26 protein-coding genes are annotated in these 23,518 nt (G+C 36.4%); 6 read left to right on the top strand and 20 right to left on the bottom strand.

Annotated elements, in window-relative coordinates; all coding sequences use genetic code 11:
- Positions 1-2: 2 nt before the first annotated feature.
- From isdE to AA0017_RS21045, 8 genes are all read right to left on the bottom strand, one after another.
- Positions 3-896, bottom strand: a complete 894-nt coding sequence (gene isdE, locus AA0017_RS21080; RefSeq protein ID WP_413377704.1) for a heme ABC transporter substrate-binding protein IsdE — start codon at positions 894-896, stop codon at positions 3-5.
- Between the two features lie 108 nt (positions 897-1,004).
- Entirely contained in the window at positions 1,005-2,483 is a 1,479-nt protein-coding gene (locus AA0017_RS21075; RefSeq protein WP_413382753.1) for an NEAT domain-containing protein, read from the bottom strand.
- Between the two features lie 3 nt (positions 2,484-2,486).
- A complete protein-coding gene (locus AA0017_RS21070; protein ID WP_413377702.1) occupies positions 2,487-3,254 on the bottom strand; it encodes an NEAT domain-containing protein in 768 nt (255 codons plus the stop codon).
- A gap of 17 nt (positions 3,255-3,271) precedes the next feature.
- Positions 3,272-3,946 carry a heme uptake protein IsdC gene (gene isdC / locus AA0017_RS21065; RefSeq protein ID WP_413377700.1) on the bottom strand — a complete coding sequence of 225 codons (675 nt, stop codon included), beginning with the start codon at positions 3,944-3,946 and terminating at the stop codon, positions 3,272-3,274.
- 705 nt (positions 3,947-4,651) lie between these two features.
- On the bottom strand, positions 4,652-5,596 hold the full coding sequence (locus AA0017_RS21060) for a ComEC/Rec2 family competence protein (RefSeq protein ID WP_413377698.1): 945 nt from the start codon (positions 5,594-5,596) through the stop codon (positions 4,652-4,654).
- 135 nt (positions 5,597-5,731) lie between these two features.
- Complete coding sequence (locus tag AA0017_RS21055; RefSeq protein ID WP_413377696.1) at positions 5,732-6,343, bottom strand: flavin reductase family protein; 612 nt, start codon at positions 6,341-6,343, stop codon at positions 5,732-5,734.
- Positions 6,344-6,362: 19 nt separating this feature from the next.
- Entirely contained in the window at positions 6,363-7,298 is a 936-nt protein-coding gene (locus tag AA0017_RS21050) for a ring-cleaving dioxygenase (RefSeq protein WP_413377694.1), read from the bottom strand.
- A gap of 136 nt (positions 7,299-7,434) precedes the next feature.
- Complete coding sequence (locus AA0017_RS21045; protein WP_413377692.1) at positions 7,435-7,881, bottom strand: MarR family winged helix-turn-helix transcriptional regulator; 447 nt, start codon at positions 7,879-7,881, stop codon at positions 7,435-7,437.
- A gap of 476 nt (positions 7,882-8,357) precedes the next feature.
- Between AA0017_RS21045 and AA0017_RS21040 the strand changes: the two genes are divergently transcribed.
- Together AA0017_RS21040 and mgrA are read left to right on the top strand one after the other, a co-directional pair.
- Positions 8,358-8,486, top strand: a complete 129-nt coding sequence (locus AA0017_RS21040; RefSeq protein ID WP_268746805.1) for a hypothetical protein — start codon at positions 8,358-8,360, stop codon at positions 8,484-8,486.
- 502 nt (positions 8,487-8,988) lie between these two features.
- The gene (gene mgrA, locus AA0017_RS21035; RefSeq protein WP_413377690.1) at positions 8,989-9,984 is read left to right on the top strand and encodes an L-glyceraldehyde 3-phosphate reductase; all 996 of its coding nucleotides are present in this window, start codon (positions 8,989-8,991) and stop codon (positions 9,982-9,984) included.
- Between the two features lie 133 nt (positions 9,985-10,117).
- Here mgrA and AA0017_RS21030 read toward each other — a convergent pair whose 3' ends face one another.
- Both AA0017_RS21030 and AA0017_RS21025 read right to left on the bottom strand, forming a co-directional pair.
- Positions 10,118-10,609 (bottom strand): FixH family protein, encoded by a 492-nt coding sequence (locus AA0017_RS21030; protein WP_413377688.1) that lies wholly within the window; start codon positions 10,607-10,609, stop codon positions 10,118-10,120.
- Between the two features lie 441 nt (positions 10,610-11,050).
- Positions 11,051-11,455 carry a hypothetical protein gene (locus AA0017_RS21025; RefSeq protein WP_413377686.1) on the bottom strand — a complete coding sequence of 135 codons (405 nt, stop codon included), beginning with the start codon at positions 11,453-11,455 and terminating at the stop codon, positions 11,051-11,053.
- Positions 11,456-11,639: 184 nt separating this feature from the next.
- On the opposite strand from AA0017_RS21025, the gene pepT reads away from it, so the two are divergent.
- Positions 11,640-12,875 (top strand): peptidase T, encoded by a 1,236-nt coding sequence (pepT, locus tag AA0017_RS21020; protein WP_413377684.1) that lies wholly within the window; start codon positions 11,640-11,642, stop codon positions 12,873-12,875.
- Between the two features lie 133 nt (positions 12,876-13,008).
- Positions 13,009-14,226: an MFS transporter gene (locus AA0017_RS21015; RefSeq protein WP_413377682.1), complete on the top strand. Its 1,218-nt coding sequence runs from the start codon at positions 13,009-13,011 to the stop codon at positions 14,224-14,226.
- A gap of 79 nt (positions 14,227-14,305) precedes the next feature.
- On the opposite strand, the gene AA0017_RS21010 is transcribed toward AA0017_RS21015, so the two are convergent.
- From AA0017_RS21010 to AA0017_RS20970, 9 genes are all read right to left on the bottom strand, one after another.
- Positions 14,306-14,533, bottom strand: a complete 228-nt coding sequence (locus AA0017_RS21010) for a hypothetical protein (RefSeq protein ID WP_413377680.1) — start codon at positions 14,531-14,533, stop codon at positions 14,306-14,308.
- Positions 14,534-14,558: 25 nt separating this feature from the next.
- The gene (locus AA0017_RS21005; RefSeq protein ID WP_413377678.1) at positions 14,559-15,011 is read right to left on the bottom strand and encodes an NUDIX domain-containing protein; all 453 of its coding nucleotides are present in this window, start codon (positions 15,009-15,011) and stop codon (positions 14,559-14,561) included.
- Positions 15,012-15,115: 104 nt separating this feature from the next.
- Positions 15,116-15,889, bottom strand: a complete 774-nt coding sequence (locus AA0017_RS21000) for a DUF4097 family beta strand repeat-containing protein (RefSeq protein WP_413377676.1) — start codon at positions 15,887-15,889, stop codon at positions 15,116-15,118.
- Positions 15,890-15,891: 2 nt separating this feature from the next.
- A complete protein-coding gene (locus AA0017_RS20995) occupies positions 15,892-16,434 on the bottom strand; it encodes an HAAS signaling domain-containing protein (protein WP_413377674.1) in 543 nt (180 codons plus the stop codon).
- On the bottom strand, positions 16,434-16,751 hold the full coding sequence (locus tag AA0017_RS20990) for a PadR family transcriptional regulator (RefSeq protein ID WP_413377672.1): 318 nt from the start codon (positions 16,749-16,751) through the stop codon (positions 16,434-16,436). The genes AA0017_RS20995 and AA0017_RS20990 overlap by 1 nt, the downstream gene beginning before the upstream one ends.
- A gap of 269 nt (positions 16,752-17,020) precedes the next feature.
- Positions 17,021-17,572, bottom strand: a complete 552-nt coding sequence (locus AA0017_RS20985) for a hypothetical protein (RefSeq protein WP_413377670.1) — start codon at positions 17,570-17,572, stop codon at positions 17,021-17,023.
- Positions 17,573-17,711: 139 nt separating this feature from the next.
- On the bottom strand, positions 17,712-18,611 hold the full coding sequence (locus AA0017_RS20980; protein ID WP_413377667.1) for an ABC transporter ATP-binding protein: 900 nt from the start codon (positions 18,609-18,611) through the stop codon (positions 17,712-17,714).
- A 21-nt stretch (positions 18,612-18,632) separates the two neighbouring features.
- Positions 18,633-19,628 (bottom strand): hypothetical protein, encoded by a 996-nt coding sequence (locus tag AA0017_RS20975; protein ID WP_413377666.1) that lies wholly within the window; start codon positions 19,626-19,628, stop codon positions 18,633-18,635.
- A 191-nt stretch (positions 19,629-19,819) separates the two neighbouring features.
- Complete coding sequence (locus AA0017_RS20970) at positions 19,820-21,025, bottom strand: hypothetical protein (RefSeq protein ID WP_413377665.1); 1,206 nt, start codon at positions 21,023-21,025, stop codon at positions 19,820-19,822.
- Positions 21,026-21,190: 165 nt separating this feature from the next.
- Here AA0017_RS20970 and AA0017_RS20965 point away from each other — a divergent pair, with 165 nt between their 5' ends.
- Both AA0017_RS20965 and AA0017_RS20960 read left to right on the top strand, forming a co-directional pair.
- The gene (locus AA0017_RS20965) at positions 21,191-21,754 is read left to right on the top strand and encodes a hypothetical protein (protein ID WP_413377664.1); all 564 of its coding nucleotides are present in this window, start codon (positions 21,191-21,193) and stop codon (positions 21,752-21,754) included.
- Positions 21,755-21,775: 21 nt separating this feature from the next.
- The gene (locus AA0017_RS20960) at positions 21,776-22,087 is read left to right on the top strand and encodes a hypothetical protein (protein WP_413377662.1); all 312 of its coding nucleotides are present in this window, start codon (positions 21,776-21,778) and stop codon (positions 22,085-22,087) included.
- A gap of 287 nt (positions 22,088-22,374) precedes the next feature.
- On the opposite strand, the gene AA0017_RS20955 is transcribed toward AA0017_RS20960, so the two are convergent.
- Entirely contained in the window at positions 22,375-23,028 is a 654-nt protein-coding gene (locus tag AA0017_RS20955; RefSeq protein ID WP_413377660.1) for an HAD family hydrolase, read from the bottom strand.
- Positions 23,029-23,518: the final 490 nt, after the last annotated feature.

Below are 23,518 nucleotides of genomic sequence, written 5' to 3'. Positions count from 1 at the left end.
TCTTATTCATAAAGCATTTCAACTAATTGCTCCATTGCCTCGACAACCGCTAAATTACCTGTTGTTGGGAACAGTTCCTCTTCCAAATCAAATACTCTTCCATTCTGAACTGCACTAAAATGTTTCCAAATATCATCGGTAGCAAATTTTTCATCAAACATCTGAACGACCTCATCTGGCATACCATGAGCCGCTCTTAGAATAATATCTGGATTCGCTTGCTGTAAATATTCTGTATTAGAAGCTAAATACTCAACAGACTCTCCTTGAACGATATTTTCACCACCAGCCCGTTTTACGAGATCACCAATATAGGAATGCTCCGTTGCTACTAAATAACTGCCTGGAACTCCAAGCAAAATTAAAACAGAAGGGGCTTCTTTATCCTTCACTTTGCTTTCAACAGCTTCTAATTGAGCTTCAATGGTCGAAACTAGCTCATCTGCTTGTTCTTTCCGATCAAACTTTTCTCCAATTAGCGATATTTCTAGAAGCATACTTTCCAAACTTTGAAAATCTAAAAAGGTCGCCTCTAAGTTGACTCTTTTAAATACCTCTTCTAAATCAGTCTGTAAAGTCGTAACGGAATACACTTCTGTTGGTGTAAGGGACTTTACAAGCTCCATATCAGGACTCATCGGATTTCCAACTTGCTGAACATTTTCATATCGTTTTGGCAACGTTTTATAACTCGTTGGAATACCGACTAAATCGATTTCCAATTCCGCAAAAATCTCCGTAGCTGCTACGGTTGTCGAAACAACTTTATGCTCTTGCTCCATGTCTTCAACCACTTGTTCATTCTCTGTTTCCAAAACTTCATTAGAACAGGCAAAAAGAACGAAGGAAAGCAACGCCATCCAAATCATGAATATCAAACTCTGCTTAAATCTCATCGACTTCACCTTTTTCTACTAAATTTAACGCTTATCTGTTCAATTTCGAAAAGTAAGGAAGTCTTGAACCTCAATAAATGAAGTTCAAGACTATTACCAATTCGTACTTTATAAAGTTCCTAATCTATACTTTCTTACTAACCAAAAGGCTGATGAAATAAGGGTTACTACAAGTAAAGCAATCATGAGATAGCTTGTTGTATCCGCTGTTTTGGCGTTTTCTGTTTGATTACTTGTTTGAGTAGGGTTTTTTTCTTCATCATTACGATCATAATTTAAACCATTTTCCTCTTCGGACTCTTGGTTCCCACCATTACCTTCATTTGTTCCACCATTTGTATCATCATCTGAATCAACTTCTGCTTCCTCTGGTACAAAATCTGCTCCAACGGCTTTAACGCTCGCAACATCAAAAGCAAACTGAACTTCATATTTTCCATCGTAGAAAATTGGCTCTTCAAAATAAACTTCCGTATAAGCATTTAGAATTTGAGTTAAGTCTGCTACTTCAAAACGAACGGCTCTTGTATCAGCGTCCTTATTCTCTGAAACAACCTCTGCATCCACGTATGAGCCATCTACTTCAGTTTGGAACACTTTAATCCAATCACTATTTTTTAGAGTCATCGTAATAAAGTTTTGTTCATTTTCAACCGTTAATAAAGCTGGTTTTAACGTATATTCATCCATAACCGAAATATCTGTCGTATCTTTTTTATAGACAGAGAAATCGATAGAATAAGTACCGTCCTCTAATTCTTCCCCATCTTCATTACCTGGGTTTGGAGTAGGCCCCGGGTTTGGATTTGGATTTGGATTCGGATTCGGATTTGGGTTTGGATTTGGATTCGGGTTTGGTTCTGGTGTAACGACCGGATTCCCCTCTTCATCTACAAGACTTTCTCTATCAAATTTGAATTGTACTTCATAACTACTGTTATAATTTAGTTCTGGAATAACTACCGTCGTATAGGCATTTAACTTCTCATCGAGATCGACTAGATTAAAACGAACCGTTCGAGTATCTTGATCTAGATCTTCTTCTACGACCTCACTATCTACTAAAACTCCATCTTGTTCCGTTTGGAAAACCGTAATCCAATCACTATTCTTTAAAGTTAAATCTACGAATTGATTTCCACCTTCTACCGTTAGAGTAGCAGGTTTTACAGTATATTGATCCATAATCGAAATCTCATCGGTTCCGTCTTTTAATACAGAAAAATCAATTTGATAATTTCCATCTGCTAATAGTTCTGGCTCTTCTGGAGTAGGTACAATTGGCTCTTCGATTTCTTCTAAACTCTCTAAGTCAAACGCTAAACGAAACTTCTGAGTGTTTTCATAAATCGCACCACTACCTAAAACTACTCTCATATCAACTTCTGCCGCAACAGGATTGTTTAGTTGATCTAACTCAAATTTTTCAACTCGAACTTGGTTAGGCTCTCCTTCTACAAGCTGTCCGCTTTTAAATTCGCCATCATATTCAAGACGTAAATCCGTAATCTGTCCTTGCTCATCTAAAACCTCTAATAAAGCATAGATTTTATTGTTTTCAACGATTAAAGTAGTTGGATTCGCAATATATCAATCCATTGTAGAGGGACGGTCCTCTGTTGCATGTAAGGCAGAAAACGCCACAGCATACGTACCATCTTCTAAATCTGGTGTCTCTACTTCTTCCCCAGGTTCTTCTGTTCCTTCTTCAGGAGTTTCCACTTCTTCTCCTGGTTCTTCTGTTCCTTCTTCAGGAGTTTCTACTTCTTCTCCTGGTTCTTCTGTTCCTTCTTCTGGAATTTCTACTTCTTCTCCTGGCTCTTCTGTTTCTTCTTCAGGAGTCTCTACTTCCTCCGGTTGTTCAACATTGATTTCTTTAAGACTAGCTGAATCAAATTGAATTTGAACAGTATATTTATTGTCGTAATCGAAGTTAGGCATACCCGGAAGACCTTTTATCACCACATGTGTATACGCATCTAAACTTTGATTTAAATCTTCAATCGGAAAACGAACAATTCTTGTATCATTGTCTAGATCTTCTGATACAACTGTAGCATCAACTAACTGTCCACTTTGGTCCGTTTGGAATAGTTTAATCCAATCGCTATTTAATAATGTTAGGTGAACAAATAGCCCTCCATCTTCTACAAATAAAGAAGCTGTGTTATTGACATAACCATCCATAACCGATGTCTCAGTTGTACCATCCTTATAGACGACAAGGTCAATCTCGTATTCTCCATTTAATAGTTGCTCATTCGTACCCGTTTCGGCAAAAGCGGTTGATAGAGTACTAGAAAAGACAATTAAAAAGACTGAAAAAAGAATCATTAATTTCTTCAACTGCTGTTTCAAATGAAGCTACCCCCTTTTTATATTTTTTGTGCTTTAAAATTTCGCATTAATACAAACCCTGTTAATACAATTAAAATGATAAAAATCACGATTTGTGTAGTATCGCTTGTTTGAGGATTAGAAACGTTTTCTGAAGTGACATTGTTTGCACTTGATGATGATTGCGACCCACTCGCCACCTCTTCTGTTTCTGACTCACTATTGCTAGAATTTGTGTTTGTGTTTGTGTTGTTACTCTGAGGAACACTTAAAGCTTGTATACTATTTTGCTCAAAAGAAAAACGAATAGTATAACCATGATCATAATTGATATCTTTCACTACTACATGGATGTTAGCAGCTAACGGGTTAGATAAATCATTTACTGGAAATTGAACTGTACGTTTATCATTACTTTGATCAGTACTTAAAACTTTTACGTCCTGATTATGGACTTTAAATTCCGTTACCCACGAACTATGGTTAATCGTCATCTGAACGACCATCTTGCCATCCTCAACGATTATTTTAGCTGGTTTTTCCCAGTAGTCATTGGCAATCGATGCGGAATCATTGTCCGAATGGAGCACCGTATAGGAAATTGAATATTCACCATCAGCTAAATCAGTTGCAGCATTTGTTGTCATTGGCATGATTGTTGTCGCAACTAAAGCGATTAGTAATAAAAAAGAATAAAAACTTTTAACTTTCACTACCTTTCCCTCCCGATTAATTAATATTGATTATTATTCTCAATTAAAAATAGACAAAAAAATAAGCACTTACTCCTGAATTTGATTATCATTCTCAATTGATCGATAAAAAAAATGAATTCACCTAAGCAACCTTACTTACTCATAGCCCCTCCTCTCACTATGATTAAGCCTTTCCCTTTTATCTTACTTAGAATGATAATCATTGTCAATTGAAAAATAGGATATTTGTTCCTTTTCTATTTACAGTGACGTAGCAGTGCAAATAAACCATGATGAAATAAATTAAATTGAATAAAAAAAGACTCTCAAAAGCTATTAATAACTCAACTTTCGCATCGAGAAAATCCGTTCAACTAGTTGGTAGAGCGAAAGGGAAGCTCTTAAACAAATGCCTTTGACATGTTTGAAAAGCGAGAACGTACTATCACACCAAACTGATAAACTACGCAGTAAGAAAAAAAATATGCCCTCCGGCGGTCGCTCCCAAACAGACATGGTTTTGGTCGCGACAGCCGAAGCGCTTCATTTTAGTGAACAGATTCCTTCAACAGCCTACGAAGAGATGTGTTCAGACTGTCAACGATTGAACCGTTCATGTAAAGTCAATTTGAGTCTTGTATCGCCCTAAAGTCAAACTCTATCAACGGTTAAGAGTCAATCATATTGTGCGAAAGTTGAGTTAATAACTTTTGGGACACGCCTTTAGTTTCCATCTGGAATCACTTCGACTGAGCTACCATCTGAACGAATGTAAATATGTCCATCCTTTTCAGTCACATAGACCTCAATCCCTTGTCCAACTAGCCTTTTATATACTTTTTTCCACTTAGATGTATTAGAGCTTATTATCGCATATTTTGGGTTAGCCGTTTCAATAAAATCTTTAGATGAAGAGGTTCGGTGCCCATGATGAGGAATATGAAGGACATCGGCTTGTAAATTTACACCATATTCTTTAACCAATTTAGCTTCAGTCGGTTTATAAATATCGCTTGCTAAAAGAAAGGTATTATTTTGATACGTTACTTTTAAAACAAGAGCTAATTGATTTATCTGTTTCGTTGACCATTTTTTCTTATTCGGTATCTCTCCTGGGTTCAGCACTTCAATTTCGACCTGAGAACCAAGATTGAATTTATCTCCCTTTTTTAAATAATCGACATGAATTTGTCTTTTCGCTAAAAGTTGGTGGAATGCTTGATTCACTTTTGAAGCAACAGGAATTTCTGGCATATAAAAATGGTCAATTCCTCGACTGCTAATCAGTGAAAAGAAGCCCCCTATATGATCATGATGGGGATGAGTAGCAACGGCATAATCTAATGACTCGACACCTAGCCTACCTAATAACTCATTTAATTGATCACCCATGTTTACATTACCTGAGTCTATCAAGAGTGTTTTCCCTTCCGGACTTTTTATCAGGATGGAATCACCGGATTTTTCCTTATCCTTTAAATTGAAATAACGAACCGTCAAAAACTCATTATCGGCATCTGCTTGAAAAAACGCCCCCACATCATCTTCTGCACTCGCCTCTGGAACAATAGTCCCTTCATCTCCTTGTGTCGAGACGATAAAACCTACGAGTAAAATCGAAGCAAAAACACAAAGTTTTAGCAGATGAGTTCTTGTTACTGACTCCATTTCATCCCTCCCAACAGTTATTATTATTTTTATTATTTGAAGCGTTTAATAATTTATTCATATGACTCTTTATCCTATATACAAAAAAGAGCCTAAATCACCATCATTTATTGATTAGATTTAGGCTCCTTTTATTTAGTTTGGCCGTTTCAAGGTAAATGAATTATCAACTTCCATGTAGTCGTTACCCGCTAATCTACCTACTGCCTTTAACAATTCCTGACTCACTCTTCCTTTTTCATAAATGTTCTCATCAATATGGAACTGAACAATTTTTCCAATAAAAAAGTCGACACCAGGTTCTCCGTTACTTTTATTTAACGGTAAATAGGTTTCTAATTCACATTCAAACCGAACTTTTGCTTCCGCAATACCAGGCACACTAATTTTATCGCTTTTAATCGGGGTTAATCCGAACTTTTTGACCTCGCTTTGATTACGTGGTAATCCTTCTGCTGTTAAATTTACTTTTTCAACATTATCACTGTCCACAATATGAACAACAAATTGCTTTTTCATTAAAATATGTTCCGCTGTATCCTTTCGTTCCCCTGCTTTTCTCCCGACTGAAATCGAGATCCTTGGAGGGTCAGATGAGACAACATTAAAATAACTGAACGGTGCGGCGTTTAATGTACCATCACCAGCTTCAGTCGTAACAAACGCAATTGGTCGTGGAATGATACTGCCAATTAAAAACTTATACTTTTCTCGTTCAGACAGTGAGTTTGGATCGATTGATAACATAAGCTCGCTCCTTTTTTGTTTAATCTATCTCCCTCACATCAAAAGGAAGGAGTTCACGTTCAATTTTAGCACGATGTGGTTCATATTGGACCGGCAACATCAATTGCGCTCCCATCGTTTCTTGTGATTCATCATGAGCAAACCCTGGAGGATCTGTTGCAATTTCAAATAAAATTTCGCCATGCTCGCGAAAATAAATGGCATTAAAATAGTTCCTGTCTTGTACAGGAGTAACACCATATCCATTGCTCCGAACATAGTCCTGCCATTCTAATTGGTCCGCGTCATCATGAGCACGCCAGGCAATATGATGAACCGTTCCAACACCCATTTGCCCTCGACCGACAGCCGTTATGTTCAAATCAATTATATTCCCGATCTCACCAATCGACTTAAACCTCATCCATCCTCCCTCTTCCCCGACTTTTTCTAATCCCATCACTTCCGTTAACAAATTTGCCGTTTCATGTGGGCGAGCAGATAATAACGTAGCCCCACCAAAACCTTTTATCGCAACGTCTAGGCTCACTTCTCCAAATGGCCATTTACTTGCATTTCCAGATCCTCTCTCAACTAGTTCTAGTCTTAAACCATGAGGGTCAGAAAACTGTAAATAAGATTCACCAAAACGGACTTTTTTCTTAACAGGGATATCAAATTTTTCTAATCGTTTTTCCCAAAATGAGAGGGCATCTGTTGGTACAACAAATTGTGTGACGCCGACTTGGCCACCCCCAACCTCACCCTGATAAGCACCAACCCAGTTAAAAAAGGTCATAATTGTACCAGGATGACCATCCTCATTGCCAAAATAAAGATGATATGTTCCAGGATCATCAAAGTTTACTGTCTTTTTTACTAATCTAAGTCCTAATACCCCCGCATAAAAATCGACATTTTCCTGTGGATCCCCTACGATCGCTGTAATATGATGAATCCCCTTTGTTTTTTTCAATTTAAAAACTCCTTTCTCATTCGCTCATCTTATAAATAGTATGCTCTAATCATTTATGCTTAAATGTCTTCATTAAACTTATCTTAAATTCGAGATATTAATCAAAAAAGAAAGGAATATTACATTCCTTATTCTTTTATAATTCCTCTGCATGATGACCGACTTTTTTCAGTTGCTCAATCAACATTCCTTTTTGCTCGTCATCTATAATCGAAAATAACTCTTGAATCGCTTGCTGATTTTTCGGGAAAACCTCTTCCATAAATTCTTTCCCTTTTTTGGTAATAACCGCATAAGTGACACGACGATCCTTTTCAGAGAACCTTCTTTTAATATAGTCCTTTTGTTCGAGCTTATCGACTACGTATGTGATCGATCCACTAGAAAGAAGGACTTTTTTTCCAATTTGTTGAATAGGTTGCTCACCCTTATGGTATAATAATTCCAAAACAGCAAATTCCGTTTTATTAATTCCATAAGTTTTGATTTCTTTTTCGTTACAATCAGCAACTGCTCGGCTCGCTCTTAATAAAACGATAAAAAGCTTTAATGCTAAGTCTTGTTCTTGTTTTTGATGGCTCATGTGCGTCACCTTTCATTATCTCTAAAAAAAATATCTTAAAATCGAGATAATTATATACCGCTACTCTATTCACTGTCAACCATTTATCAAATGGCTTTTATTTTATAGAAACAGGTGGGAATTATGAAAAAATCGCTCCTACTTCTTACTCTTATATACAGTATTATAATCCATGGTTTTATAGCGCCTTCTCCAGCAACAACCTTTATGAATGTGGATGTTGCTTATAGTGAAACTCTCTGGTTGCCGTCACAAGACACGACTAGTTCAAACGATTCCAGCTCTGAGCTGAAATGGAAACCCCTTTCATCTGCTACGCTCAGCGGATCAGGTCAAGTTGCGTCAATTCATGACCAATTTATTGATTCCTACATAGCACAGTTAATCTTAAATGATTTATTAATGACGATAAAGCTCCAAAGTACACAATTTCCTTTCTTATGAAGAGCATAATTTCATAAGAAAGGAGAAGACTCATGGCCAAAACAAAAAAGAATCTCGATATTAGTGATGCCCTTTTTGGTTTACTATTCGGGTTAATTTTAATGATTGTTGTCTTTTTATTTGCTCACCATGTCCTCGGATTAGAATATTTTCCTGCATAATTATAGAAGGGCTGTCCAAAAGGTGATGAAATTGACCTTTGAGGGTCAGCCCCTTTATCTTTTTATAAAGTGAAAAGTCCGTCCCATCTCACCTTCTGAGGTTATCAAAAATGCTCATAACCTCTATCTTCCTATGATTATTCAAAGATTACACATACGAGACGCATTTATATTTAAATAATTCATAACTTTCACTTTCATTTTCGTATCCAAGAGGTAAAATGAAAGGTGGAACACTTAACGCATCATTTCATAAGAGGATCAACTAAATAAAAGAAATTCAAGTAACATTTATATATCCAAAAATAATCTAGCTACGTCCGTTAGAAGCTCGAGAAAAATCGCCCATCTGAGTGAAAACAAAAAGCGTCTTCATCACCTGTTCTTGCCCACAGGACGTGGGTACAAGGCGTTGCGGCAGGATGGTGCGAACTTAGCGTTGTTCCTTGACTTTCTCGCTTCTGAACAAACGGACTTCGCTTTTTATAAAAGGAGGGTTAAAATGTATATAGCCAATTCAAACAGATATGAGAAGATGATTTATAATCGTGTCGGGAAAAGTGGATTAAAACTTCCTGCAATTTCACTAGGACTATGGCATAATTTTGGAGGAGTTGATGTCTATGAAAATAGTCGACAAATGGTTCGTGCCGCGTTTGATTTAGGCATTACTCACTTTGATTTAGCCAATAATTATGGGCCACCACCTGGTAGTGCAGAAGAGAATTTTGGACAAATTTTAAAACAAGACTTTCAATCATATCGTGATGAAATGATTATCTCTTCAAAGGCAGGCTACTATATGTGGGCAGGCCCTTATGGAGATGGTGGTTCCAAAAAGTATCTAGTCGCAAGTCTTGAGCAAAGTTTAAAGCGAATGAACCTTGATTATGTCGATATTTTTTACTCACATCGTCCAGATGAAGAAACACCTATAGAGGAAACAGTAGAAGCACTCGATTTGATTGTTAGACAAGGAAAAGCATTGTATATAGGGATTTCCAATTACTCTGCGGAACAAACGCTTGAGATGACAAAGCTGTTTAAACAATTAAGGACACCTTTTATCATCCATCAGCCTTCTTATAATATATTTAATCGCTGGATTGAAGATGGACTAAAGGATGTGCTTGTTGATCAAGGCTTAGGGGCGATTGCATTTAGTCCGTTAGCACAAGGTTTATTAACGGATCGCTACTTAAATGGCATTCCTAATGACTCTAGAGCAAGTCGTTCAACAAGCCCATTTTTACAAAAAGAAAATGTCAATGCCACCATTCAGAAGGTACAAAAATTAAATGAACTAGCCAAACGACGCGGCCAATCTTTAGCAGAAATGGCAGTTTCATGGATATTACGAGATGGTATTGTAACAAGTGTGTTAGTTGGAGCAAGCAAAGTGAGTCAAATCGAGGCAAATGTGCGCGCACTTGATAACTTATCATTTAACCAGAAAGAACTTACAGAAATTGAGAACATCGTCAATAATCATTCTTAGACAATTCACTCTAGTGTACACTCAATCACAAGAAGAAGCATGTTTTTAATAAACACATTCTTATACGAGAGGCACCTCTTCTGAAGGAGGCGCCTCTCTTTTATGATTAGTAAAGGAAAAAATCATTCAAGCCTTAATGGCCTGAATGATCCATTTCTTCCTCATCTTCTGTTGCTTCTTCGTGTTCGGCCTCAAATATCTCTGCCAATTCTTCATCCGTAAAATCACCGACGATAACCTCTTGTTGTGGCATGACATGCATATTGCGAGCCGTGACATGAGCTTGTACATAATAAATGTCTTTCTCTAAGAAACGATATTCCATTTTATACATCCCGTTTTCGCTATGAGTACCTTCGATCATCTCACTCGCTTCTTTGCTACCTAAAGTCCACACTTCAAACACAACTTCATCCGCATCCTCAACAACTTGTTCCCCTTGTGTCACTTCTGCGGTGATGACAGTCGCTTCGTTTACGGCTATATCCTCTTCTAAAAATATCTCAACATCAAGCATCGTTAATGTATCTGGTTCATTTACCTGATCCTGTCCATCCTGATTACACGCACTTAAAATCACAACCAACGTTAAAAATAGTAAAACTTGTCTTACCTTCATTCTCATTACAAATTCTCCTTTCATCCTTACCCACTCTATCTATTTGCTTTTTTAATATAGCTCATAAATGTGAAACCTAAGTGAAGTATGACTATTTAATTCTCTTCACTAATTTAGCATAAGTAATCAAAAAATGACATTTGAGCGTAAGAAATTTAAGGAGACGAGGATGTGAATTAGCTCCCAACAGGTTGCTTTTGCAAGTTTAGAAAGAACGGGTTTAAATTAAAAGGCGATTCGTAATGGGAATCTTGATTCCGCTCAATTACAGTGCGTATTAACCTTTATTCGTAATGAAAATCTTAGTTTCGCTCATTTACAGTGCGTATTAACCTTTATTCGTAATGAAAATCTTAGTTTCGCTCATTTACGGTGCGAAACAACTATAATTCCTAAGCAAAATCGCGAATCCTCTCCATTACATTTTTAGAGCCACCTCTTCATCCTTTACAAAAGCTGCATGAGCTCAGTGTTTACTTTCTCTAAATTTTGCAGAAGCTTCGTTGTGCTATAGTAATCAATTTTAGCATGATAAATATTTGCATAATCCATTTGCTCTTTGTAAGATAAGGCTTCAAAATCATCAATACTGTTATTAGTGTAGCTCTGATAATCTTGAAAGACAGATTCCTGTAATACTTCTAAGTTGTAACTTAATTCATTAACCGAATGCTGTAGCTGTTTATAGGTGCTTGGATCATTTCCCTGATATTGAAATTGTTCATTGCTACTCCTTAATTGTTGTTTAATTTTTTCTAATAACATATTTTGAGATTCATTCACTTCCATATGATTCAATATTTGATCACAAGCATTTAGTAGCTCCTGAATACGTTCAGTTGATTGATACATGATCGACACCTCATTATCAGATAGTTTTTCCTATTATTTGTCTTATTGGAAAAACTATACGACAATTACATATCCCTATCTTCCCTATTCGCCAGCACAAACTAGACATGATATGATTAGAACAAAAAGTTTTCCGATCATAACATTTACTGATTATCATTTACTTAGCAAAGGAGCACATCTTATGAATAAAACTGATTTAATCAAACGTTTAATTAACTATGCAAAAATCGATACCCAATCTAATGAAGAAAATGAAGCCTGTCCATCGACAGCTGGACAATTAGAATTAGCCCAGCTATTAGTAGAGGAATTAAAAGAGATCGGCATGTCTGATGTGACCATCGATGAGAATGGCTATGTGATGGCGACCCTACCTGCCAACACGGACAAGGAAGTTCCAACGATTGGATTTTTAGCCCATATTGATACGGCTACAGACTTTACCGGCAAAAACGTCAATCCACAAGTTATTGATAAATATGATGGGAATCCGATCATTTTAAATGAAGAGAAAAAAGTGATTTTATCACCGAGGGATTTCCCACAAATGAGTAACTACATAGGACATACTTTAGTGACGACCGATGGCACCACTCTACTCGGAGCTGATGATAAAGCGGGAATTGCTGAAATTATGACAGCAATGGATTATTTAATAAAACACCCTGAAATCAAACATGGACGTATTCGTGTTGCTTTTACACCTGATGAAGAGATCGGTCGTGGACCGCATAAATTTGATGTAAAAGCTTTTGATGCTGATTATGCTTACACTTTAGACGGTGGACCTTTAGGGGAGTTACAATATGAAAGTTTTAATGCTGCCGGGGCGAAAATTACCATTAAAGGTTCAAACATTCATCCTGGTACTGCAAAAGGAAAAATGGTCAATTCTACTAAGATTGCGATGGAATTACAGCGCCGCCTTCCTGCTGCCCAAGCTCCTGAATTTACGGAAGGATATGAAGGTTTTTATCATCTCTTATCTTTAGAAGGAGATGTTGAAGAAACAAAAATGTACTATATTATTCGCGATTTTGATCGTGCTGAATTTGAGAACAAAAAAGTACAACTCCATTCAATCGTACGTGATATGAATGCAATATATGAAGAAGACCGTGTATTTATGGAGATGAATGATCAGTATTACAATATGAAGGAAAAAATCGAGCCGGTAAAAGAAATCGTCGATATTGCCTCTACCGCTATGAAAAATGTAAACATCGAACCAATTATCCAACCAATCCGTGGTGGTACTGATGGTTCACAAATTTCTTATATGGGATTGCCTACTCCTAACCTCTTTACGGGCGGGGAAAATTACCATGGTAAATTTGAATTTATTTCTGCCGACAATATGGTCAAAGCAACCGAAGTGATCGTTGAAATTGTTCAGCTTTTTGAATCAAAGGAATAAAAACAACATGAGACTGCTATCGGTGTGAATATCCTAAACCATAGTAGTCTCCTTCTTATACTTCCCACCCAAATAAACTTATTATTCTGAACTAATCTAGTTTATGATGATTATAAGGAAAAAGGAGGTCGCCTTGAAAGTCAAATCAACATTCGCGAGTCATCCGAGGTATTCTCTTATGACATTTATTTTATTTTGGTGTGGTTTAATCATTCTCTCAAGCATGTATATTACGATACCATTATTATCGATGTTTTCTAGTTTATTTTCGATCCCGTTGAAACAAGCAGCTTGGCTTGGTAGTGCCTTTGCTTTTTGTTATGCACTCGGTTGTTTAATTTATGGACCATTTTCCGACCGATTTGGGCGTAAAATTTTTCTCGTTGTGAGCCTTTCCCTCTTAGCACTCGTTACCTTTATAACCGGGTTTGTTGACCATTTCTATACATTGGTTGCCTTAAGGGCGTTACAAGGACTCATTGCCGCGGCCTTTGCCCCCATTTCACTCGTATATGCAGGTGAGATGTTCCCACGCGAAAAAAGAGTGATGGTTATCGGTTATATTAGTTTAGGTTTTTTTATGGCTGCCATTATAGGCCAAGTTTTTAGCGGTCTCATCGACCAGCTCTTTAACTGGAACACCCTCTTCTTTATCCTTGGCATCCTATATTTCTTAACAACTCTTATGGTCATCCGATTTTTACCTCAAGAGCCACCACCAGAACAAAAGGAAAACATTTTACTCAAATTCAAAAAGATGTTTGCCCTTTTAAAAAAGAAACAACTTCTTTTAGCCTTTCCGATCACGTTTATGGTGCTCTTTTCTTTAGTTGGACTTTATACTATTCTTGGCCATTATGTATCTGATATTTATGGACTTAATACCGATGATATCTTAATGATAAGAGGAATAGGAATTGTTGGGATGCTCATCTCTCCTTTTGCTGGGCAACTAGCGAAGCGCTTTGGGATGCTTACTGTTTTAAGAACGGGTTTGATATGTGCCATTGTTGGTATTGTGTGCGTCGGTTTTAGTCCAAGTTTGTCCTTTATGGTATTAATGACCATCTTATTTGTTTTTGGTCTATCATTGGTGAATCCTATTAACATTTCTTTAATCAGCGAATTATCTGGTGCCGCACGAGGAGGGGCCTTATCCTTTAATGCCTTTATTTTATTTCTCGGAGCTAGTTCTGCCCCCTTTGTAGCTATTCGTATTTTAGAAGTTGGTCAGTATCAGATCGCTTTTCTGTTGTTAGCTCTATTATTAAGTTTAAGTCTTCTCTCTTCCTTGTTTATCCAAAATAAGGAACAAGAGTCTAGCCTTTCAGAGATGAAAATAGACGCATAGTTGCCGGTAAATATATAAAAAGCTGTGTCCATAAAGTCATTTTGTTGACCTTATGGGCACAGCCCCTTCTTCCCTTACCCTAATTCTCCCTATTCCTTGGTCGCTGTTCAGACTCTAAATGATAGGTACCCGAGGAAAGTTGCTTTCTTTCTTCATGATCCAACTTTTTCATTTCTAATTCCAACTCTAATTCTCTGACTTCAAGTCTTCTCTCTTTTAATTCATAATCCTTCTTAACCGAATAAGCGCCAATACCCATCGCAGGGAGCACTACCATTGCAATCACTAAAATCACGCCAAAGCTCATTGTTAAACCACCTTTAATTTTTGTTCTAATTCGTATCACCTAAATAAATTTTATTTCCTTCATTATGTATCAAATATTGAATCATTTGATAAGGATAAAACCTGTGCTGGTGTAATTCGTTTAAATTCACCCATACGACAGCGACTTGATGTTCATCTGGATTTTGAGGACGACACTCTTCTACCGGTGACGTCAACTGACAAGAAAAATAATACTCAACTTGATGAAGGTCATAATCAAATTCAGCATGTTGATGATTTTTTCCAATATATTCTCTTATATGAGCAATTTCATTAATCGTAACCTTTTGTCCAATCTCCTCTAAACATTCTCTTTGTAATGCTTGATGAAAAGTTTCCCCATGCTCCTGCCCGCCCCCAGGACACATATAAAAGAAGCCTTCCCGATCCTCATTTTTAGTTAATAAAATGTGATTGTTTTGAATGATTAGAGCCTTAATAGAATTTCGAACGGCCAACCGGAATCACCTCTTCATTTATATTCGCTTTATCCTCAATAATCCCTTTATATCGCGTTAAAAAAGAGCAACTACTAAACTTGTAGCTGCTCCTTAACTTTACTTTATCTTCCATTAGATTTCAATGAAACATTTCCTACTTCTGTCGTTAGTTCAACTAAAGGAGCTGTCTCATCATTTACATTAACAGACGCGGGAAGATCAACAGACTGTCCTCCTAGCTGACTACGCAGTTCATGCCTTAACGCTGCTGGGGTCTCAATTAATGTGACTTGAACATCGCCAACAGAAGAATGAGCTTTAATATTCGCCACTAGTTCAGCAACCTTAAGATCAATCACCCCAACCTCACTTCTTGCTGTAATTTCACCTTTCACTTCGTCTGCTTGTATCAGTCCGACCGATGCATATAATTCAAAATTCTCTGCTGTTACCCCAAACACTCTTATACTCCCAACATTATTACTTACTTTAAGTTTTGAAAGCTCTTTTTCCGGTATTTGAATGGTCAAATTGCCGTAGTCAGGAAAAACCGAAAAAAGTTTAACTGTCGGTTTTTTTACTAATTCAATAAAAAGATTTGATTGCGATTGCTGAACAACTAGCTCATAATTATCTAAAAGCTTTTGCTCTGTTTCTCCTTCTAATGAGACGATGATCTCATCGCCCTCATAGGTTCTTAATTGAACATCGCCTACACTTGTGACCACTTCAATCGATTCCACTGAGTTCGCTTCCACTTGTTTTGTTACATCTAATGTAGCAAGATTAAAAGGAGAGTGACCATATTGGTACAGAACGACATTGCCGATAATCGATAGCCCAATGAGAAACAACGCAATTCCGACTATTTTTTTGATAGGTAAATTCCAATTCAACTTTATGACCCCCTAATCACTTTTAAGTTAAATGATAAATAGCGAAGGGTTCCCTTATAAATAAGACGAAGAGTATAGTAGGCACCAACTAGTGCCAACAACCCGACCCCTACCAACCCAAGCATATAAAAGGTTTCTTTTAAAAAGGTTAAGGTAAATCCACTTTCAATTAATAATAAAACCGGTGAAAATACAAGAACCGCTCCCACTGTAAGGAGGACAAACGGTACCGTTAAAACCAGCACATATGGAACAAGCACTATGATTAAATTAAAGAACCCTAACCCTAAGGTAGCAACCACAGCCCTCGAAACATTTTTAAAGGATGGATTTTCTTTGGCACTCGAAACTCTCAGATTGTACATAATCTCTTTAGCTACTTTTTTCGGCGACCCTAGCCCCTTAATAATATCTTCTTCACTCCGACCTTTTTCACGACCAATATAAAAATGCTCTTCATAATCAACAAGAATCTCTTCTCGTTCTTTTTCTGGTACACTTATTAATTCCTGTTCAAGCCGCTCCATATAACGCTCTTGTAGCATTACATTCCCTCCCCATCTATCATCGATTGTACTCCTTTTGAGAAATGACTCCATTCCTCAACCAATTCATTTTTATAAAACCTTCCACTCTCTGTTAAACAATAATATTTTCGTGGCGGACCTTCCTTTGATTCACGTAAATAAGTAGAAAAATAGCCATCCTTTGTTAATCTTCTTAACAAGGGATATATCGTCCCCTCTGAAATCTCAATCTGTTTGGAGATTTCCTCCACTAACTCATACCCATACCTATCCTTCTGAGCTGTTAAGACGAGGACACATAATTCCAAAACACCTTTTTTAAATTGAATATTCACCGTACAACACCTCTTTAACAGGTACTATATATTACAAGGTACCTTATAAACCTTAATTTATCATGATTTTTTATGAAGAGCAAGTAATTTTTGGAAAATAGACTCCATTTATGGATTGTGTTGTTGTTAAACTGTCTTTTGATTTTGACTATTTGGACAAAAGTCTGAAGCTGGAGGTCATCCTTTTGACTTTCACTCCCCAAAAAAGACTGCTCAAAGTTTCATTCAGCTTTGAGTCAGTCCCTTCTCCTTAATTCTTTTCATTCACATTACATCGGTTCCAACACGAGCGAAGATACACCCGTCAATCGAACCACTTGACCTTCTTCAAGCGTTATCTTAGGGTTCGTTTCGTTAAAACCTGAGCCAATTAGTTCGTATAAACGAGGTTCTTCATTTAATTCCCATACTTCAAAGTATCCGAGTCCACCATATTCTGTCACTTGATATGTACCTGGAGCAACATCAAGACCTACTTTCCAAATTCCTGCCGACAACTCATTGGTTACTTCGGTTTCAACGGGGTAAATATACACCCAAGTTAATCCACCGTCAGCCTCAATTGTAAACGTTTCTTTTAAGTCAATGGTTATCGCCCCCACCCCATAACGACTTCCGAGAATATTATGATAGATCAACTCACCATCTTGATCACGTATATAGACATTTCCCGAATACTCCGGATGCAGTTGATATCTGCCCTCAGGTAATGAGTGGAGCTGACCCACCTCTCTTGATGGCCTAATGACGAACTCTTCTAATGCTTCTTCATTACTGCGGTCGATTTCATCAAAAATATGGGAGCTAATACCTACTACCATCTGCTCCTTCTCCTCACCCACCAATTCATAATTATTTTGAAATGCCTTTATTTTCTCCGAATCACTTAGTTGAGATTGCATACATCCACCGCTCACGATAAGAGCTACTACCATTAGAAGAGGCAACAAACTCCTTCTCTTAATCATTTTCAAGATAGTACCTTTCATAGAACTCCATTGTTCCTAATGGGCCCACCTCTAGTTGCTGATCAGATAGTTCAAGAAAATGTTCGAGCCATTTCGTTTGTTCCTTCATGTTCAATCCTTTTAAAGGAAAACATAATAAGTGATTGGCGATGTATAAATGTTCCTCAGGTAACTCATGTTTTTGTTTTAAAAAATGATATTGCTGCCTATCCATTTCGACCTTAATAAACGAATCCTGATCTTCTTCATATATTTGTTCGTGGACAAAGGTACCATTTTTTAAATACCAGACACGATCTGCATATAGATCTAAGTTTTCTAACAAATGGGAGGCAACAAAAATCAATTTATTTTCTTGTTTCATTTCGCTCAGTTTTTTTGAGATTAAAGCGACATTTGTAATATCTAAACCATTCATGACTTCATCCATAATCATTACAGATGTATCCGCTGCGACCATCATCGCAAAGCAAAGTCGCTGTCTCATCCCTAAAGAATAGGTACGAACCTTCCTTTTCACATAATGCCCCATATTCAAATATTCGATCACTTCGGGGATTTGCTTTCTTGACCCCTTCCACATATCCGCAAATAAGCGCAAATGTTCAAGTCCAGTTAAATCTTCAAATAAATCTTTTTGTTCTGGGAAAGTAGACATATGTTTATGAATATATACTTCCGATTGCTCTGATTCATATTTATGTTTACTATCAAAAATGACTTCCCCTTTAACAGGTCGTAAATAATTTGACATTACATTAAACAATGTCGTTTTCCCAGTGCCATTCGGGGCAACGAGACCTATAATCTCTCCCTGGTTGGCTGTAAAAGACAAATTATCAATTACTTTTCTCTCTCCAAAAGCGACGGTTACATTTTTAAACTCAAGCATAATCAATGCCTCATTTCTAACTTAAGATTGTGAGCTTGGCTCTTTTCTTTTAAATTTCTCTAAATAATTCTTTTTATTGATTCCGTAAATAACGGAGATAATGATTAACGTTGCAACGAATATCGCAATCAATGCATACGTATAATCGATTTGACTAAAAGAATATTGTACAGTTGAATTTCCAAGTAAGATCGCATGAATATCAATTAACTTGATCGTATGTAACCAAGATACATGTAAGCCAACTGAGCTAAGGATATCAGGGATAAAAAATACTCCAAGCCCAAACATAATCGTGGCATACGCATTTTTAAAAACAATATTAAGTAAAACCGTTAAATACAATAGAAAAAACGTGACAAGCAGGAGCCCTATCATGACTAATAAATAAAATTGTAAGGTTGATATCGCGATAAATTCGCCCCCTTGATAAATAACAACTGGAGCAGCAAAGTCACCAGGGCTCGATTGCCAAGCGGCAAATAACCCTCCAAGCCCAAACCCGACCAATAGAAAGAGAGCGATACAAATGAAAGAAACCATTACTTTGGAATGTACCTTACTTATAAACGAGATAGGAACTCCTTTTAAAACGCTCTTATGTCTTCCTTCAAAGGTAAGTATTTCACTGGCAAACATTAAAATAAATAGTAAAAATACAAATCCACTAATCGTTTCTAGTGCGTTCACTAAATACTGACTAGCGGTTACCGCATCCATTTGAAACTCTAAATGATGTTCATCAATATACGTTAAAAAAGCTTCTTCTTTAAGGATTTCATTTACAGGAATAATCATATTAGGTGGTAATCCTAAATTGCCTAATTCATGAACACGGAGACGTAATTGTGATAATTCTAGACCATTTTCCAAATATCCGTCTCTATCTTTATCTCGCAAATACCACACTTGAAAGTTTACGAGACTGGATTGTTCCCTTAAATTCAAGCCAATTTCATATTCGATATCTGATACCCCATCTAGAGATTGCATTTGGTTAAATATAGAGTTATACATATTAGGCTCTTGACGCTTTTCTTCATACACTGTTATTGGCCTTGAAGAACTATAAAGGAAAAAAAAGAGGATAAAAAACAAAATTAACAAAAGACCTAGACACTGATTTTTTTTGTTGTGCCTTTGTAAATTCAATTCAAATCTTGAATACTTCCAATACATATATTTGGTTATCCTTTCTAGCTATGACCTTACTGATAGAAGCGACGTTTATTTACATATTTCGCGGTAAGAAAAAGAAGCATTTCCACAATAAGAATAGTTATGAGCAAAACAACGATACCTCTTGAGTAAGTAATCGTTTCAAGATTGATTAAAAAACTTTTTTCGCCCGTAATCGCTTTCCCAAAGTCAAAATAAGTTTGCGGAAAGAAGCTTACTTCATACCCAAATAACTCCCTCGTAGTCCGACTAAAATAAAAATTCTCAGAAAACAATAGTAAACTACTAATCACTAATACAACCCACTGATTTTTCAAAAGTAAATTCAACCAAACGTTCAACCGAATCAATAAGAACACACAAATTGGAATAAAACTCATCGTTTTAAGCAAAAATGTCGCAATTGTCATCGTATCGTAATCTTGTAAAGTAAAGGTTTGTTGCAGTGGCATAATCGGTAGTTCTATTGCTAAAGACCCCCACCCATACTGAATGAAAATAAAGAAAGCTCCCAAAACAAATAATACGGATATAACCATTAATGTATAGAAAAAAGCGATAGCTGATTTTAAGTTAAGAAGACGATACCATGGAATTGGCAACCCTTGTATAATCGTTTTATTGTGCTTATCACGAATAAGTAAATCACTACTAAAAAAAATAGCCGTAAATAGGAGAATGAAAGGTAAGTATCCAAGCAATAAGTTTGATAGAGCTTGAAAAGTTGTTTTCTCCTCAATTAACGCAGGCGTCACTTCCTTACCACTAGCTAATAAACTTTCATGTTTTAATAAAGTTTGGTAATAAGCATGCTTTCGATCCTTGATAGGAAAAGGGGAATCAAAAAAACGAGGATCTTCTACTAGAAAGTTAGATTGATTCGAACTTATATATAAGGTTTGTAAATGAAGAAATCGATAATAGTCTCCTTCCTCTAAAGCCGTTAACATTTTTGTATGTATATCAATATAAAATTGATCGATGGCATAAACCGGTGCCATTGTATAACGAATATAACCGGTCGATCCTCTTCTTTCCCTGTCTTCTTGCATCGCCATCTTTTCCCCAATCGTATATTCAACTTGTACACGATCAAAATGACTATCCGTTTGATTATTTGGTAATAGAATAAAACAGTAGACCAGCAGAGCAATCACTAAAAAAAGTAAAAACAATAAGTTTTTTTTACTTTTTAGCATTAGATTGAACTCATGCTTCATAAAGGCAACCTTCATTATTTTCTCCTTTTCCGTCATAAAGTTTCAATAATTGAGTTAATTTGATAAATTTTGGAATGATTTTTTACTATACTACAAAAATCTAAATTAGTAAAATATTCTTTCTATTCAATGAAATAGTGTGGTAATATTTTACTATACATAACTGCTAGGGGGATTTTAGTGAAAAGATATAGTAATAGAGTAGCGAAGTTTTTATTTATTATTGGGGTTTTAATAGTACTTTCTGGAGCGTTATTGATTGGTTTGCTTATCTATGGCGAATTCAGTAGTGCAAATGAATACCATTATTATTCTAGTGATTCGGAAAAATGGAGAATGATTTTGACTAGTGTTCTTTATCCATTAAATACTATCGGCTTTTCTGGTTTTTTTCTTATTGCTGCAGCTGAGTTAATCCAAGTTCTACATAATAAAAATAATACACCAGTTCTTACATATACGGACCATCCCCTTGTAGATAAAACAGAGGATGGCGAGGCAATTACGGAAAAAGAAGAACCGCTACATCAGTTAAAGGCAGCGGAACAATTTAAAGTTCATCATTTCTTTGATCAACTCGGTTTAAAAGTGGATGATATTATTGTTCCACCTTATGAAGGCTACTGCATTGTCCTCATTAATGACGATGAACAACTAATTGAAATTGGTGAATTCCAGCCCAAGATTTTAAAATTTCACGATTACCCTGAGATAATGGAATGGTATAAAAATAAAGAGGACTAAGCTATTAGATTGGAGGTAGCGATGAATCCAATTATACATTTGGTCGTAAAATGGCTTTTTTATGGAGGAATCATCTTATTTATTGTTAACCTTATCGCATTTGTATGTTTAATTTATCTAGAAATCATTCAACCACTTAATACCTATTATTATGTTGATTTTAGTGATTTTCTAAGTACTCTCATTACGAGGTTGAATTATTTTTTTATGTTCCCTCATAATAACTTGCCTTTGTCTGGTCTTTACCTAATTACCCTCTCAGAAGTAATTAAAATTCTCTTAAGAAATTCAAACCGTACTTTTATAAACAGCAAACAAAAAGCTGCCTCCTAATATGACAAAATCGGAGGCTATTAAAAAGCGGTCTACACAGTAAAAATAGTTACATTAGTTAGCATACACCAACTCACTGCATGCCCTACGCATTCCGCGGGTGAGTCGGGAGCCTCCGGGCATTCCGCTCGCTCCGCTTTGGTCAAAGAAAAACCAGTTGAAACCATAATGACCATCTAATGAATCATCAAATTGCTTGAGAGTCTTCCCTGTTTAGGTTGAGCATGAGACTTTTTCAATTACTCTTTAGTTTAGGATGGCAGCTCTTTTTCATAACATAACGGTTGCTACTTTATTAATCTGTTTCTTAACTGCTCAACATTTTCACAAATCGCAGTTGGATTTTGTTTTTGTAATTCCTGGTATGATCCATAGCCATAAAGAACACCGATCGATTGAATACCTACTTCGTTTGCTCCAATTAGATCATGTTTCCGATCGCCGACCATCACAAATTCTGATTTCTTTTTCATAGGGTACTTTTGTAAAATAAAATCAATAATTTCGGCTTTTGCTGAACGTCCTCCATCGAGATGACTCCCCACAACTAAATCAAAATAACGATCGAGTTTAAAATAAGTAAGGATTTTTTCAGCGAAAACAGTTGGTTTGGACGTCGCTAATATGACTTGATGATTCCTTTCCTTTAATGTCTGTAACAACTCCATAACACCTGGATATAATTCGTTTTCATAAAGACCTTTCTCTATAAACCTCTCTCGATAAAACTCGATGGCTTGCTCGGTTTGTTCTGAATTTAAAGAGTAAATTTCCGGAAAAGATTGCTTTAATGGTGGACCGATAAAACTTTCAAGCTCATCTAAATCGGTTACTTCAATATCAAATTTTCGTAAAGCATATTGAACTGATTTTGTTATCCCTACTTTCGGATCCGTCAATGTACCATCTAAATCAAATAGAATAACATTTACCTCATTCATTTCCCGTCTCCTCTATTTAAAAAACAAAATATATATATAAAGAAAAATAGCAATCAAAAGTATATATGTAACTATTCGTTGCAATCGTTCTTCTTTAGCTTGGATGATTATATCAACAATAATGATCGTAATAATTATCAGGAAAGCTACGAAATAAAGCTCTAATAATATAAAGATATAAGTTAAAAAAGTTATAGGATAATAGCAAGCCTCATACTTTCCACACTCCTTTTGGTTAGAACAAAAGAGTTTTTACTTATGAGAAATCTGAACGTTATGGTCGTCTAGCCTCTAGCATTTGCTCCTGAAATATACTCGCGTTCGGCGAGTGAACAGGGAGCCTTCTCATGACAAAGTCGCTGTAGGATTTCCCATGTTTCACTAATGAAGGCAAGTATGGTTACATTAGTTAGCATACTCCGCGTGCTGCATGCCCACAGCAATAGCGGGTGAATCGGGAGCCTCCGGGCATTCCGCTCGCTTCGGTCAA

This window comes from Alkalihalobacillus phoenicis, assembly GCF_047302405.1.
GTDB lineage: Bacteria > Bacillota > Bacilli > Bacillales > Bacillaceae_D > Alkalihalobacillus.
The sequence above is the reverse complement of the archived record's forward strand: the minus strand, read 5'-3'. Positions and strand labels throughout refer to the sequence as shown.